Genomic DNA, 13,129 nt, shown 5'->3' with positions numbered 1-13,129 from the left:
CGCAAACCCCAGCCCGCCAACAGCTCATACCACCGCAGCCACCAGCATGAACACAGCAGCAACGGCAAAGCACAGGATCGCTGCCTGGATCCTCCGGAACTTGGCGTATGCAAGCGTCGCCAACAACTCCAGTTCCGCGGCGGCGTTCTCCAATTGACTCTCAGGGCTGGACGACGCATGAAGGGCATTCTCGATGATCTGATCAGGTGGCCTGCGGGCGCCGGTCTTGATGCCGGAGCCTCCGGCGAGCCGCGGCCAAACTACCGCGCCGAGCATGCTGATCCCGATGAACATGAAGGCGGCCGCGATCCAGGCGACGGCGCTCAGCAATCCGAGTGGTCGGGTTAACGACGGCGCAGCCACGAGCACTGCCGTGATCGGGATGGCCCCGGCAGCAAGCAGCGCCGCTTTCGTGTCCGCATGGGTCACGTTGGTGCGGGCGTGATTGATCTGGCGGTGGATTTCAGCGAGTGCAGCGTCGAAAATCGCGGGCTGTGGGGCTCCCATTTCGGCCTCCGGTGTTTCCATTGCTGGCTAACAGCATCGCACACTTGCCGGTTGAGCTGGGTTTGCGAAGGTATTGCGCGGCATGGGCAAGATCGGCACGGTCCTTCGGGCGGTCGAGGTACCGCTTGTAGGCGATCACCTCGGGAAGCGTCAAGTACTTCAATCCGTCGATCTCATCGGCGGTCCTGAGCAGTTTTTCGGTGTCGCTGTCCGGCAGGAGCCAGGATTCGCAGACCTCGATGAGGCCGCCATAGAGGAGGGCGATCTTGTCGCCGTTGTAGGCACTGGTGCGCAGCGCCGTGTGATCGAAGACCAGCGAGTGCTCGAAGGCGATCTCCACGGCCCGCTCCCAAGTGTCGCTCTTGGGCCGCACCAGGAGATCCAGATCGGACAGCTGATGAGTGATGCCGCCCGCCCACAATCGGGCGCTCCCTGCGATGAGGAAGTCCTCCGGATCGAAATCGTGCGGCACATGCTGCCGTAGCAGCTCGATGAGCTTAAATCCGCTGAACCTGGTTGTTCGCGTTCGGGTCACCTGTAGGTCGTTCCTGTTCTGGGGCGGTCTCACGCGACTGCGAGGGTTCGACGCTGCGTTTCTCGTCCATGCGGATCTTCATGAGTTCGGTATGGTTCTGGTAGCGCGACGCCCTGTACAGCAGCCAGGCCTGCGTTGTCATTGCCACCGCTGAGATGACGGAGACTGCGGCGGAGAGGTAGAGGTCCAGGTTCGACATCATGTATCACGTGGCGCGTCCAGGTAAAAGCGCGTGATCGACGCGCTGGGCGATGACCTCGAACGGCGTGAGGTCGTGGATGGTGATGCGGCCTCGGCCGATGGTGACCGCACCGCTCTCCTTGAGAGGCTTCAGGATTGCTGAGACCGACTCCCTGGAGATCCCCGACAGAGAGGCCAGGTCCCGCTGGTTGAACCCGATCAGCTCAAGTCCGTCGGGGCGCTCCTCTCCGATGCCGGAGTGCACAATCTCCAGCACTGCCCGGGCGAGCTGCTGTTCGGCGTTGATGATCGACTTGACCCGGATGCCGAGGTCCTGCACACGTTCCCCCAATTGCCGCATCATCGCCGCAGCCAGCTGTGTGTTGCCGGTGACGAGCTTCAGGAAGGTGTCCCCGGGAATGAACAGCGCGGTTATTTCGGTGAGCGTGACCAGGTCGGCCGATCGCGGCTTCGACGTCAGCGCCGCGAGCTCGCCGATGAACCGCCCCGGCGAATGGATGCCGAGGATGCAGTCGGGGTCGCGCTGGACGGACTTGACGTAGCCGTCGATCAGGTAGAGGACGAAGTCCGTATGGTCGCCGAAGAGCACCAGCAGCGAGCCCTTCGGGTACGAGACCCGGTGCACCCCGGAGCCGAGAGTGTCGTACTCCGCTTCCGTGAGTAGCGGCTCCCGCACATGATCTGTTGACCACTTCATCTTCATGAGTGTAGAAGTACACACATCAAGATCGCCGCATTGAAACGCCGACGTGTCGGGAATCCGACTGGATTCTGGTTCGCTTGGGGCGGAAGGGAACCTGGTTAAGAGTTGGACTTCTCGGTCTCGGTGTTCTCCGCCGGAACCACCGGGTGCCTCAGGCCGGGGTGGTCCTTCGGGAGAGCCGCTTTGATGACCCAGCCGGAGACGATGAGGCAGAGGACGAGGAGGGGCCAGGAGAGGACCACCTGGGCGAGGCCGCCTCCGATGACGGCGAAGTCGTCGCTGTCGGAGTTCCAGAACGGGGTGAGGACGGCGACGCGGAGGGTGTACATGGCGACCCAGATCCAGGACGCGAGGGAGTAGGCGCGGAGGAGGGCGGGGTCGAGGCGCCATTGGGTGCGCTGGCCGAGGAGGCCGCCGACGATGAGGCCGAGGAGGGGGCGGCGGAAGGCGATGAAGCCGGCCCAGACGAGGGCGCTGGCGGCGTTGGAGATGATGCGGGGGAGGAGGATGTCCTGGGCGCGTCCTGTGTAGAGGACGATCAGGGCCGCGACGGCGACGCTGAGGAGGCCGAGGATCACCGCCCGTGGTTTCTGCTTCTGGGTGAGGCGCACCGCCGCGATCGCGGCCGCTGAGACGAGGGATGCCGTAGCAGCCCACGCGACCGAATTGCCGGTCAGAAGCCAGGTGAGGACGAACACCACAAGCGGGGCGGTGGCGTCGAAGGCGCCGCGCTTGCCGCCTAGTAGGCTGACGAGCGTGTCTTGCCGCACAGTATCGGTCAACTCCCGACCCTCACCTCTCGACTCGGTATCTCAGGCAAGGCTACCCTAACCGCAGTGGCCAGCCGGGCTTCAGGCCCGCAGCCCCACCTACGGACGGATTGGCACGGTACCGGATGCTCGGCACACATCGGATCAGCGAATCGCAACTCGTCGACTTGCTCCGACGTGCCAGAAAAACCGATTTCGGGCGCTGGAACAAGGGAGACCTGACGCGGGCCATGACCGACCTCGGCTGGCAGGTCCGGTCCGCCGAAGTCGACATCGGCATGTGGCGCGCCGAGACCGGCTACGAGACCGGGAACGCCATCGCCGACTCCGTCCCGCCCCAGACTCCCGTCAGCGGCCGCGCCGACTTCTACTCCATCGAGGTCATGGTCCTGCGGTCCGCCGAACGCGGCCGCCAGGGTGAGAACCACCGCACCCTCATCTTCCGGGAAGTCCTCCGGACCATGATGGCCGAGCTCGGCGCCCCCGAGGTTCGCGGCGGCGACGGCGGGCCCTGGATCCGCTGGTACCGGGATGGATTGATCTTCGAGCTTCATCTTCGCCGGTTCCACGGCGGTGTGCTCCTGCGGCTGCTCTCCCCGGATCTGTTCGAGCAGCTTGAAGCCCATGCCATCGGCAAGGGCGATATCTCGGGGTGGTCCGCCTATGCGCGGACCGGCTCCCGGCCTCCCGAGCCCGCGTGCCACGACATGGGGGAGTTCACCGAGCGGCTCAGCTCGCTCTTGCAGGACATGGCCGCCGACGTCCCGGTGGTGGACACCTCCGGGACCGTGCTCCTGCGCACCGGCGACTGGTCCGCCCGGTACGTCGCCGCGTTCGTCGACGACGGCCTGCGCGTCGAGGCCAGCGCCGCCGTGAGCGGCAACTGGCGCTCCGGCCTGTCGAACCTGCCGAGCATGGGCTTCCGCGCCCCCAGCGGCTCCCAGCCGAACTGGTCGCGGACCTTCAACTCCACCGACCGCACCGCCACCAACCAGGCCGCCCACATGATGGTGGACGCCCTGCGGGCCTTCGGCATCCAGGACCTCTTCGACATCGTCTACGACGGCTTCACCGCCGACGGCGAGCGCATGTACCTGCCGGTCCTCGGCATCGGCAACGGCGAGAACCCCTACTAGGAGACCGGCCGGCCTTCCTAGCCGCGCGGCTAGAATCGGGTCATGATCGTCGACCTCCGTTCCGACACCGTGACCCGCCCGACCCCGGGCATGCTCGAAGCCATGATGTGCGCCGACGTCGGCGACGACGTCTACGGCGAGGACCCCACCGTCAACGCCCTCGAAGCCGAAGCCGCCGCGCTGTTCGGCAAAGAGGCCGCCGTCTTCACCCCCACCGGCTCCATGGCCAACCAGATCGGCCTGCAGCTCCTCGTCCGCCCCGGCGAAGAGCTCCTGTGCGACGTCAAAGCGCACGTCGTCAACTTCGAGATGGGCGCCGCCGCCGCGCTCGGCGGGATCTCCACCCGCACCTGGGCCGGCGAGAACGGCCGTGTCGACGCCGCCCTCATCGAACCCCTGATCAACCGCCCCAACCCCTACGTCACCGTCACCCGCGCCATCGCCGTGGAGAACACCCACAACATCGGCGGCGGCACCGTCCAGCCGGTCGAGGAAATGCGGCGCCTGCGCGAACTCGCCGACGCCTACGGCCTCGGCCTCCACCTCGACGGCGCCCGCATCTGGAACGCCCACGCCGCCACCGGCGTCCCCTTCGCCGAGTACGGGCGCCTGTTCGACACCGTCTCGGTCTGCCTCTCCAAGGGCCTCGGCGCCCCCGTCGGCTCGCTGCTCATCACCGACGCCGAACGCGCCCAGCGCGCCCGCGTCATCCGCAAGCGCCTCGGGGGCGGCATGCGCCAGGCCGGGTTCCTCGCCGCGGCCGGGCGGTACGCGCTGGCGAACCACATCGACCGCCTCGGCGAAGACCACGCCCGCGCGCAGCACCTCGCCCGGTCGCTGGAGCCGTTCGGGATCTGCGACGCCGCGCAGGTGGAGACCAACATCGTGCTCGTGCGCGTCCCCGAGATCGCCAAGGTCGCCTCGGCCGCGGCCGACCAGGGCGTGAAGATCTCCGTGCTCGGGCCCGACTGGGGCCGGATGCTCACGCACCTGGACGTCGACGACGCCGGGATCGAGCACGCGGTGAAGGTCCTGGGCACGCTGCTCGGGAAGTGACCGAAGAGACGGTTGCCGATCGCCCGGCGGTTAGGTAGGTTAGGCATGCCTTTATTAGTCCTGCCTAACCTGCCGGAGGTCGGTGCGTGTACGCCTGCATCTGCCACGCGGTCCACGAGAACGAGGTCCGCGCCTGCATCAGCGCTGGCGCGCACACCGAAGAGGCCATCGGCGAGGCGTGCGACGCCGGCACCAGCTGCGGCACCTGCCATGAGCGCCTGGTCGACATGATCGAGAGCTACTTCACGGACTCGGTCCCGGCCGCGGCCTGATCCCTCTGCTTTATCGGGATTTTCCCGTCCCTTTAGGATGTCCTCCCTTAGGATAGGTTGTCCTATTTTAGGTATTCCTGGCTGGAAATCACCCTACTTATCGTCCTAGTCTGGGGTCACCGGTCGCTCGACCGGCGACAATGAGACCGGGAGGGCACACCATGCAGGGCGACAAGCAGGTCATCGAATTCCTCAACGAGCAGCTGACCGCGGAGCTGACCGCGATCAACCAGTACTTCCTGCACTACAAGCTCCAGGAGAACTGGGGCTACACCAAGCTGGCGAAGTACACGCGGGCCGAGTCGATGGACGAGATGCGCCACGCCGAGATCCTCACCGACCGCATCCTCTTCCTCGACGGCATGCCGAACTACCAGCGGCTCTCCCCGCTGCGCATCGGCACCAACATCAAAGAGGTCTTCGAGTGCGACCGCCTGATCGAGGTCGAGGCGATCGACCGGCTCAAGCGCGGCATCGCGCACATGGAGTCGGTCGGCGACTACATCTCGCGCGACCTGTTCGGGTCGATCCTCAAGGACGAGGAGCACCACATCGACTACCTGGACACGCAGCTTGAGATCCTGGAGAAGATCGGCGAGCCGCTGTACATCCAGTCGCTCATCGAGCAGCCCGAAGAGGCGTAGCGAACGCGCGCTTGGAGGGGGCCGGCTTTCGCCGGCCCCCTTTCTTCTTGCGGCAGAGCCCCTCACATCTCCGCCACAGTGGTAGGTCGTCGCCTTGACAGCGCCGACGCAAGGATCGTAACATATCAATACTTTGAATGAAAGTTTCCGAGAGTTTCGGAATTCACTCGGAGCGTCCAGTCGCGGCCGGCACCCCCGACTCCCGGCCGCGGCTTCCCCTCATGCCGCAAAGGAGCGTCCATGTCGAAGTCCTCCCCTCACGCCACCCGCCGCACCGTCCTCGCCGGCGCGGCCGTCGCCGGCGGCGCCGCCGTGCTGCCGTTCGGGTTCGCGAGCCCCGCGCACGCCGACGACCTGCTGCTCGCCACCGACTTCTCCACCGGCACCACCGAGGGCTGGTACGCCCGCGGCGCCGTCGCCCTCTCGGTGAACGCCGAAGGGAACCTCCTCGTCGAGGGCCGCACCGCCACCTGGAACGGCGCCGCCATCGACATCACCGCGCACATCGAGGTCGGCGTCCGCTACCAGCTGCGCGTCCTCATGCGCCTGCCCTCCGGCACCGACGCGGCCGACCTGCGGACCACCGTGCAGCGCGACGCCGCCGGGTCGACCGCCTACGAGTCGGTCAAGTGGAACACCGCCGTCACCCCCGACGCCTGGACCGAGTTCACCGGCACGTACTCGATCACCCAGGCCGCCGACCGGCTCCAGTTCTACGTCGAGTCCGCGTCCAGCCTGACCCCGGTCCTCGTCGACAACTTCACGCTCACCCGCATCCAGGAGCCCGAGATCCAAGACCTCCTCCCGCTCAAGGACTTCCTCGAATGCGACTTCCCGATCGGCTGCGCCGTCGAGCCGCCCGAGGTCGTCGGCAAGCCCGGTGAGCTCCTCGCGAAGCACTTCGCGCAGGTCACCACCGGCAACCAGATGAAGCCCGACGCGATCCAGCCCACCGAAGGGGTCTTCACCTTCGACCGGGCCGACCAGGTCGTGTCCTTCGCCGAGGCCCACGGCATGCGCATCTGGGGCCACACCCTGTTGTGGCACAACCAGACCCCCGCCTGGTGGTTCCTCGACGCCGACGGGAACCCGCTCCAGAGCACGAGCGCGCACCGGGCGCTCCTGCTCGCCCGCTTCGAAGCGCACGTCACCGCGATCGCCGCGCACTACGGCGACCGCGTCTGGGCCTGGGACGTCGTCAACGAGGTCGTCGACCCCGAGCAGGCCGACGGCCTGCGCCGCTCGCGCTGGTACGAGGTCTTCGGCGGCGGCTCCTACATCGGCGAGGTCTTCAAGATCGCCCGCCGCGTCCTGCCGCGCAAGGTGAAGCTCTTCCTCAACGACTACAACACCGAGTTCCCCGACAAGCGCGAGGCGACCTACAACCTGGTGCAGGACCTCAAGCGCAAGCGGATCCCGATCGACGGCGTCGGCCACCAGGCCCACGTCGACTACAAGCGGGACCCGCAGCTCCTCGGCGAGTCCATCGACGCGTTCAAGCGCCTGCGGGTGCTCCAGACCGTGACCGAGCTCGACGTCTCGGTCTCGGACTACATGGAGGAGTCCCTGCCTGCGACGCCGCCCGAGCGGCTGGCCGCGCAGGGCTGGTACTACAAGGAGCTGTTCGAGGTCCTGCGCGAGCGCGCGCACCTGCTGGAGTCGGTGACCATGTGGGGCCTGTACGACGCGGTCTCGTGGCTGCGGTCCTGGCCGGTCTCGCGCCCGCACGAGGCGCCGCTGTTCTTCGACGACCGCCTCCAGGCGAAGGCCGCCTACTGGGGCGTGGTCGACCCGACGCAGCTGCCGCCCGCATGAGCCGTCCGGGAGCGGGGCATACAGATCCGGGGCCCCGCTCCCGGACTCACTTTCGGAGTCGCTCGGACGGGTGAACGCGACGGGGGCGTTTCTGTCGGACCCCCTGCTTAAACTTGATACCAGGGGTCCCTTAGGGGGGATATTTCGGTTATTTCGGATTCGTTCCTTTGCGTCGCATCATGATGTGCGGGATGCCGTCCTCCAGGTACTCCTCGCCGTACTCGGCGAAGCCGAACTTCCGGTAGAACCCGGCCGCGTACGTCTGCGCCCCGAGGACCACGTCCACCTCCGGTCCCAGCGAGTCCATCGCCGCGCGCATGAGCCTGGCGCTCAAGCCGGTCCCGCGCTCCGACAGCGCCGCGCAGACGCGGCCGATCTTCCACTCGCCGTCGCCGCGCAGCACCCGCAGGCATGCCGCGGCGCCGTCAGCACCGTCAATCCAGAAGTGGACCGTCGCCGGGTCGAGGTCCGCGTCGTCGAGGTCGGGGTACGCGCACTCCTGCTCGACCACGAACACCGCCTGCCGCAGCCGCGCCAGGTTGTAGACGGTCCGCCCGTCCAAGTCCGCGAAGTGTCCGCTTCTGATTTCCCGCAGATCAACCACTACGCGTACTCCTCCGCGATCTCGCGCGCCCGGTCCCGGGCCGCCTCGATCGCGTCCGTCACCGCCGACCGCGCCCGGTGGTTCTCCAGCTGCCGCACCGCGCTGATCGTCGTCCCCGCCGGGGACTCGACCGCCTCGCGCAGCGCCACCGGCGAGTCGCCGCTCTCGCGCAGCATCCGGGCCGCACCCAGGGCCGTCTGCGTCACCAGCTCCTTGCTGACGTCCCGCGGCAGTCCCATGAGGACGCCGGCCTCGGTCATCGCCTCGGCCAGGTAGTAGAAGTACGCCGGGCCCGAGCCCGAGATCGCGGTGACCGCGTCCTGGTGCTTCTCGTCGACCACGAGCGTGCGCCCGAGCGGCTTGAACAGCTCCTCGACCGCCGCCAGGCACCGCGCGTCCGCGTGCGTGCCGGGGGAAAGCACCGTCATCGCCTCGTCGACCAGCGCCGGAGTGTTCGGCATCGCCCGCACCACCGGCGTCGTGTCAGGCAGCCGCTTCTCGAAGAACGCCACCGGAAGTCCCGCGCAGATGCTCACCACGGGAGCGTCGGATCGGAACGCGCCCGACAGCTCGTCGAGCAGCGCGGCCGCGTCCTGCGGCTTCACCGCCACCACGACGACGTCGGCCTCCGCGACCGCGACCGCGTTCGGCTCCACCCGGACCCCGTACTGCTCGCGCAGCGCCGCCGCGCGCTCCGCGCTGCGGGCCGTGGCGACCACCGAGTCCGCCGGCCAACCCGCGCGCAGCAGGCCCGACACGATGGCCTGCCCCATCTTCCCGGCGCCCAGTACTGCGACTCTCCGCATCACGTCTCCTCAAGCAATCGGCTGCCCTCCGATTGTGCCTCGCCGGCGGGCAACGCGAAAAGTAGATGTATTGCGCGTTTCGTCCCCTCGGGAACACCCAAGCTGCCACGATAATCGGACTCAGGCACTCAACGGGCGATTGGGGCGTTATGGACGTTCTCGACTTGGCGCGGATCCAGTTCGGCGTCACGACCGTCTACCACTTCCTCTTCGTGCCCGTCACCATCGGCCTCTCGCTCATCGTGGCGATCCTCCAGACCATGTGGCGCTCCACCGGCAAGACCGCGTACCTGCGCGCCACCAAGTTCTGGGGCAAGCTCTTCCTCATCAACATCGCCATGGGCGTGGTCACCGGCATCGTCCAGGAGTTCCAGTTCGGCATGAACTGGTCGGCGTACTCGCGCTTCGTCGGCGACGTCTTCGGGGCGCCGCTCGCGTTCGAGGCGCTCGTCGCGTTCTTCCTCGAATCGACGTTCATCGGCGTGTGGATCTTCGGCTGGGACCGCCTCAAGCCCGGCCTGCACCTCGCCTGCATCTGGCTGGTCGCCTTCGGCACCATGGCCTCCGCGTACTTCATCCTCGCCGCCAACGCGTTCATGCAGAACCCGGTCGGCTACCAGCTCAACGAGACCGCCGGACGCGCCGAGCTCACCGACTTCGGCGCCGTCCTCACCAACCCGGTCGCGCTCGCCGCGTTCCCGCACACGATCTTCGCCGCCTGGCTCACCGCCGGCGTCGTCGTCATCGCCGTCTCCGGCTACCACTTCATGCACCGCAACGACCTCGACGTGCACCGCCCCGCGATGCGCTTGGGCGTCCTCACCACCCTCATCGGCGGGCTCGGCCTGACCCTGTCCGGGGACTCCCTCGGCAAGGTCATGACCGCGACGCAGCCGATGAAGATGGCCGCCGCCGAAGCGCTCTACCAGACCACCTACAGCGCACCGTTCTCCGTGCTCACCATCGGCTCCCTGGACGGGCGCCACGGCACGCCGATCATCGAGATCCCCGGGCTCCTGTCGTTCCTCGCCACCGGCTCCTTCAGCGGCCGCGTCGAAGGCATCAACGACCTCAACGCCCAGTACAACGACCTCTTCGGACCCGGCGACTACGTCCCGTACATCCCGCTCACCTACTGGTCCTTCCGGTTCATGATCGGCTTCGGGCTCCTCGCCATGGCCATGGCCGTCATCGTCTGGTGGTTCACCCGCCGCGGCCGCCTGCCCGAGCACCGCCTGTTCTGGCCCATCGCGATGTGGATGGCCCTGACCCCGTTCCTCGCCAACAGCTCCGGGTGGATCTTCACCGAGATGGGACGCCAGCCGTGGGTCGTCTTCGGCCTATACCAGACCAGCGAGGCCGTCTCCCCGCGCGTCGGCGCCGCCACCGTCGCGATCTCGCTCATCGGCTTCACCCTCGTGTACCTGATCCTCGCCGTCGTCGCCTTGAAGCTGTTCTTCAAGTTCGCGAAGGCCGGCCCGCCCCCCGAGGAGGACGCGCTCGCCGCGTCGAGCCCGTCCGACGACCCCGACAAGCCGATGGCCTTCGCCTACTAGCCGAGGACGCCCAATGGAACTGACGACGATCTGGTTCATCGCCATAGCCGTGCTCTTCACCGGCTACTTCATCCTCGAAGGCTTCGACTTCGGCGTCGGGATGCTCCTGCCCGTCCTCGGGCGCGAGGACCGCGAGCGCCGCGCCGTGATCAACACGATCGGCCCGGTCTGGGACGGCAACGAGGTCTGGGTCCTCACCGCCGGCGGCGCCATGTTCGCGGCCTTCCCGCACTGGTACGCCAGCCTCTTCTCCGGGTTCTACCTGCTGTTCTTCCTGATCCTCCTCGGGCTCATCATCCGCGGCGTCGCGTTCGAGTACCGCGGCAAGGGCGACAGCGCAGCGTGGCGCCGCCGCTGGGACCTGTGCATCGTCATCGGCTCGGCCCTGCCCGCGTTCCTGTGGGGCGCGGTCGTCGCCAACATCGTGCGCGGCGTCCCGCTCGACGCGAACTTCGACTACACCGGTTCGATCTGGGGCCTGCTCAACGGCTACGCCCTTCTCGGCGGGCTCACCACGCTGCTCCTGTTCGCCACGCACGGCGCGTACTTCCTGCACCTGCGCACCACCGGCGACCTCTCCGCCCGCGCCCGCTCCCTCGGCCTCAGGCTCGGGATTGCGACCGCGGTGCCCGCGCTGGCGTTCCTGATCTGGACCCAGGCGGCCCACGGCAGCGGCGCTTCGCTCGTCTTGATCATCGCCGCCGTCCTCGCCCTCGTCGCCGCGCTCGCGCTCGACTTCAAGGACCGCAGCGGCTGGGCCTTCGCGGCCACCGCCCTGACGATCGGACTCGCGTCCGCTGCTTTGTTCTGCGCGCTGTGGCCCGACGTCCTGCCGTCCACGGGCGAGGCCGCCAACTCGCTCACCGTCGAGAACGCGTCCGCCACGCAGAAGACCCTCGGCATCATGACCTGGGCCGCGGTGGTCTTCCTGCCGATCATCCTGCTGTACCAGGGCTGGACCTACTGGGTCTTCCGCAAGCGGGTCGCGGTTGAGAGCATCCCGGACGAGAGGATCCCCGTCGCATGACGCAGCTCGCTCCCAAACCCACGACCGGCACCTTCGACCGGCGCCTGCTCCACCGCGCCCGCGGCGCGTCCGTCTACATCGGCGTGTGCGCCGGGCTCGGCCTGGCCCAGACCGCGTGCGTCATCGCCGGGGCCTGGCTCATCGCCTCGCTCATCGCGGGGGCCTTCGCCGGTGGTGAGGACCTCGCCTCCCTTGGGCCGCAACTGATCGCACTCGCCGGAGTCCTCGCCGCGCGGGCCCTGCTCGCCTCCGTGCAGGAGGCCGCCGCGAACCGCGCCTCGGCCGGCGTCAAGTCCGGGCTGCGGCGCCAGGCCCTCGAACGGCTCATGCGCCTGCCCTCGGGGACCCGCCACACCGGCGAGACCGCGCAGCTCCTCGTCCGCGGCGTCGACGCCCTGGACGCCTACTTCGCGCGCTACCTGCCGCAGCTCGTCCTCGCCGCCCTCGTTCCCGTCGGCGTCCTGGTCGTCATGCTCGTCGCCTACCCGCCCGCGGCGCTCGTCGTGGTGCTGACGCTGCCGCTGATCCCGCTGTTCGGCATCCTCGTCGGCCGCTACACGAAGGCCCGCGCCGAACGCCAGTGGGCGGCCACCTCCGCGCTCGCGCACCACTTCGCCGACCTCGTCGCCGGGCTGCCCACGCTCAAGGCGTTCGGGCGCGCCGCCAAGCAGACCGGGGCCATCCAGGTCACCACCGGCGAGTACCGGCGCCGCTCGATGTCGCTGCTGCGCGTCGCGTTCTGCTCCGCGCTCGTCCTCGAACTCGCCGCGTCCCTGTCGGTCGCGGTCGTCGCGGTCACCGTCGGCGTCCAGCTGGTCGAAGGCGGCCTCGCCGGGGCCGCCGGGCTCCAGACCGCGCTGCTGGTCCTCATCCTCGCCCCCGAGGCGTACCTGCCGCTGCGCAACGTCGGCGTCCACTACCACGCCAGCGCCGAAGGGCTCGCCGCCGCCGAGAAGGTCTTCGCGATCCTCGCCGAGCCCCTCGAAGCAGGCGCCGAACCGGCCGAGGAGCCGCAGCCCACGGGCGCGGCCGCGCTGCCGAGCGCCCCGCACATCGCGCCGCCGCTGCGCCGCGCGCCCACGATCATGTTCCGCCGCACAGTTTTTAGTTATCCCGGCCGCGACCCGCTGCCGGAGCTGAGCCTGACGGTGCCCGCCGCGCAGACCACGGTCCTGACCGCCCGCTCGGGCGCGGGCAAGTCGACGCTGCTCGCCTCGCTCCTGGGCTTCCGGCACCCGATCGGCGGCTCGATCGCCTTCGACGGCACCGACCTGACCCGCCTCGACCTGGAGGCGATCCGCCGCTCGATCTCGTGGCTGCCGCAGAAACCGGTCCTCATTGACGGCACGGTCGCCGAGAACGTGCGCCTCGCCGTCCCCTACGAGCCTTCCGACCCCGCCGTCGCCAAGGCGATCGCGGCCGCGCACGCGCCGGACGGGCGCCGCCGGGTCGCCGCGAACGGCGCCGGGCTCTCCGCCGGGGAGGCCGCCCGCGTCG

15 protein-coding genes are annotated in these 13,129 nt (G+C 68.4%); 8 read left to right on the top strand and 7 right to left on the bottom strand.

Annotated elements, in window-relative coordinates; all coding sequences use genetic code 11:
• Positions 1 to 24 precede the first annotated feature (24 nt).
• The 5 genes from DI269_RS25670 to DI269_RS25650 form a co-directional block, all read right to left on the bottom strand.
• Complete coding sequence (locus DI269_RS25670; RefSeq protein ID WP_112141337.1) at positions 25 to 507, bottom strand: Pycsar system effector family protein; 483 nt, start codon at positions 505 to 507, stop codon at positions 25 to 27.
• Positions 464 to 1,042, bottom strand: coding sequence for a hypothetical protein (locus DI269_RS25665; RefSeq protein ID WP_157975209.1), 579 nt, complete (start codon positions 1,040 to 1,042; stop codon positions 464 to 466). Before DI269_RS25665 ends, DI269_RS25670 begins: the two co-directional genes overlap by 44 nt.
• On the bottom strand, positions 1,005 to 1,241 hold the full coding sequence (locus DI269_RS28490) for a hypothetical protein (RefSeq protein WP_157975208.1): 237 nt from the start codon (positions 1,239 to 1,241) through the stop codon (positions 1,005 to 1,007). The genes DI269_RS25665 and DI269_RS28490 overlap by 38 nt, the downstream gene beginning before the upstream one ends.
• A gap of 6 nt (positions 1,242 to 1,247) precedes the next feature.
• Positions 1,248 to 1,946: a Crp/Fnr family transcriptional regulator gene (locus DI269_RS25655; protein ID WP_112141331.1), complete on the bottom strand. Its 699-nt coding sequence runs from the start codon at positions 1,944 to 1,946 to the stop codon at positions 1,248 to 1,250.
• A gap of 98 nt (positions 1,947 to 2,044) precedes the next feature.
• The gene (locus DI269_RS25650) at positions 2,045 to 2,716 is read right to left on the bottom strand and encodes a DUF3159 domain-containing protein (protein ID WP_232822904.1); all 672 of its coding nucleotides are present in this window, start codon (positions 2,714 to 2,716) and stop codon (positions 2,045 to 2,047) included.
• A gap of 230 nt (positions 2,717 to 2,946) precedes the next feature.
• Between DI269_RS25650 and DI269_RS25645 the strand changes: the two genes are divergently transcribed.
• The 5 genes from DI269_RS25645 (at position 2,947) to DI269_RS25625 (ending at position 7,639) form a co-directional block, all read left to right on the top strand.
• Positions 2,947 to 3,852, top strand: coding sequence for a TY-Chap domain-containing protein (locus DI269_RS25645; protein WP_112141328.1), 906 nt, complete (start codon positions 2,947 to 2,949; stop codon positions 3,850 to 3,852).
• Between the two features lie 45 nt (positions 3,853 to 3,897).
• Positions 3,898 to 4,908, top strand: a complete 1,011-nt coding sequence (locus tag DI269_RS25640; protein ID WP_408612333.1) for a threonine aldolase family protein — start codon at positions 3,898 to 3,900, stop codon at positions 4,906 to 4,908.
• An 86-nt stretch (positions 4,909 to 4,994) separates the two neighbouring features.
• On the top strand, positions 4,995 to 5,180 hold the full coding sequence (locus DI269_RS25635; RefSeq protein WP_112141324.1) for a (2Fe-2S)-binding protein: 186 nt from the start codon (positions 4,995 to 4,997) through the stop codon (positions 5,178 to 5,180).
• A 161-nt stretch (positions 5,181 to 5,341) separates the two neighbouring features.
• Positions 5,342 to 5,824 (top strand): bacterioferritin, encoded by a 483-nt coding sequence (bfr, locus tag DI269_RS25630; RefSeq protein WP_112141322.1) that lies wholly within the window; start codon positions 5,342 to 5,344, stop codon positions 5,822 to 5,824.
• Positions 5,825 to 6,064: 240 nt separating this feature from the next.
• On the top strand, positions 6,065 to 7,639 hold the full coding sequence (locus tag DI269_RS25625; RefSeq protein ID WP_112141320.1) for an endo-1,4-beta-xylanase: 1,575 nt from the start codon (positions 6,065 to 6,067) through the stop codon (positions 7,637 to 7,639).
• Between the two features lie 148 nt (positions 7,640 to 7,787).
• On the opposite strand, the gene DI269_RS25620 is transcribed toward DI269_RS25625, so the two are convergent.
• Both DI269_RS25620 and proC read right to left on the bottom strand, forming a co-directional pair.
• Positions 7,788 to 8,201: a GNAT family N-acetyltransferase gene (locus DI269_RS25620; RefSeq protein ID WP_232822903.1), complete on the bottom strand. Its 414-nt coding sequence runs from the start codon at positions 8,199 to 8,201 to the stop codon at positions 7,788 to 7,790.
• A 41-nt stretch (positions 8,202 to 8,242) separates the two neighbouring features.
• Positions 8,243 to 9,049 carry a pyrroline-5-carboxylate reductase gene (gene proC, locus DI269_RS25615; RefSeq protein WP_112141318.1) on the bottom strand — a complete coding sequence of 269 codons (807 nt, stop codon included), beginning with the start codon at positions 9,047 to 9,049 and terminating at the stop codon, positions 8,243 to 8,245.
• Positions 9,050 to 9,198: 149 nt separating this feature from the next.
• On the opposite strand from proC, the gene DI269_RS25610 reads away from it, so the two are divergent.
• The 3 genes from DI269_RS25610 to cydD form a co-directional block, all read left to right on the top strand.
• A complete protein-coding gene (locus DI269_RS25610) occupies positions 9,199 to 10,605 on the top strand; it encodes a cytochrome ubiquinol oxidase subunit I (protein WP_112141316.1) in 1,407 nt (468 codons plus the stop codon).
• 13 nt (positions 10,606 to 10,618) lie between these two features.
• Positions 10,619 to 11,632, top strand: a complete 1,014-nt coding sequence (gene cydB, locus DI269_RS25605; protein ID WP_112141314.1) for a cytochrome d ubiquinol oxidase subunit II — start codon at positions 10,619 to 10,621, stop codon at positions 11,630 to 11,632.
• Positions 11,629 to 13,129: thiol reductant ABC exporter subunit CydD (gene cydD, locus DI269_RS25600; RefSeq protein WP_112141312.1), on the top strand; the 1,501-nt coding region annotated here is incomplete at its 3' end. The genes cydB and cydD, both read left to right, overlap by 4 nt.

Origin of the sequence: Glycomyces dulcitolivorans (assembly GCF_003265355.1) — a bacterium.
GTDB lineage: Bacteria > Actinomycetota > Actinomycetes > Mycobacteriales > Micromonosporaceae > Glycomyces > Glycomyces dulcitolivorans.
Note: the sequence above shows the minus strand (reverse complement) of the source record. Positions and strands in the feature narration are given on the sequence as shown.

What these genes read in the sequence shown, in the direction of transcription:
- DI269_RS25670 (WP_112141337.1), bottom strand. Translation starts at nt 507, where the DNA reads ATGGGAGCCCCACAGCCCGCGATTTTCGACGCTGCACTCGCTGAAATC.
- DI269_RS28490 (WP_157975208.1), bottom strand. Translation starts at nt 1,241, where the DNA reads ATGTCGAACCTGGACCTCTACCTCTCCGCCGCAGTCTCCGTCATCTCA.
- DI269_RS25655 (WP_112141331.1), bottom strand. Translation starts at nt 1,946, where the DNA reads ATGAAGATGAAGTGGTCAACAGATCATGTGCGGGAGCCGCTACTCACG.
- DI269_RS25645 (WP_112141328.1), top strand. Translation starts at nt 2,947, where the DNA reads ATGACCGACCTCGGCTGGCAGGTCCGGTCCGCCGAAGTCGACATCGGC.
- bfr (WP_112141322.1), top strand. Translation starts at nt 5,342, where the DNA reads ATGCAGGGCGACAAGCAGGTCATCGAATTCCTCAACGAGCAGCTGACC.
- DI269_RS25625 (WP_112141320.1), top strand. Translation starts at nt 6,065, where the DNA reads ATGTCGAAGTCCTCCCCTCACGCCACCCGCCGCACCGTCCTCGCCGGC.
- proC (WP_112141318.1), bottom strand. Translation starts at nt 9,049, where the DNA reads ATGCGGAGAGTCGCAGTACTGGGCGCCGGGAAGATGGGGCAGGCCATC.
- DI269_RS25610 (WP_112141316.1), top strand. Translation starts at nt 9,199, where the DNA reads ATGGACGTTCTCGACTTGGCGCGGATCCAGTTCGGCGTCACGACCGTC.
- cydB (WP_112141314.1), top strand. Translation starts at nt 10,619, where the DNA reads ATGGAACTGACGACGATCTGGTTCATCGCCATAGCCGTGCTCTTCACC.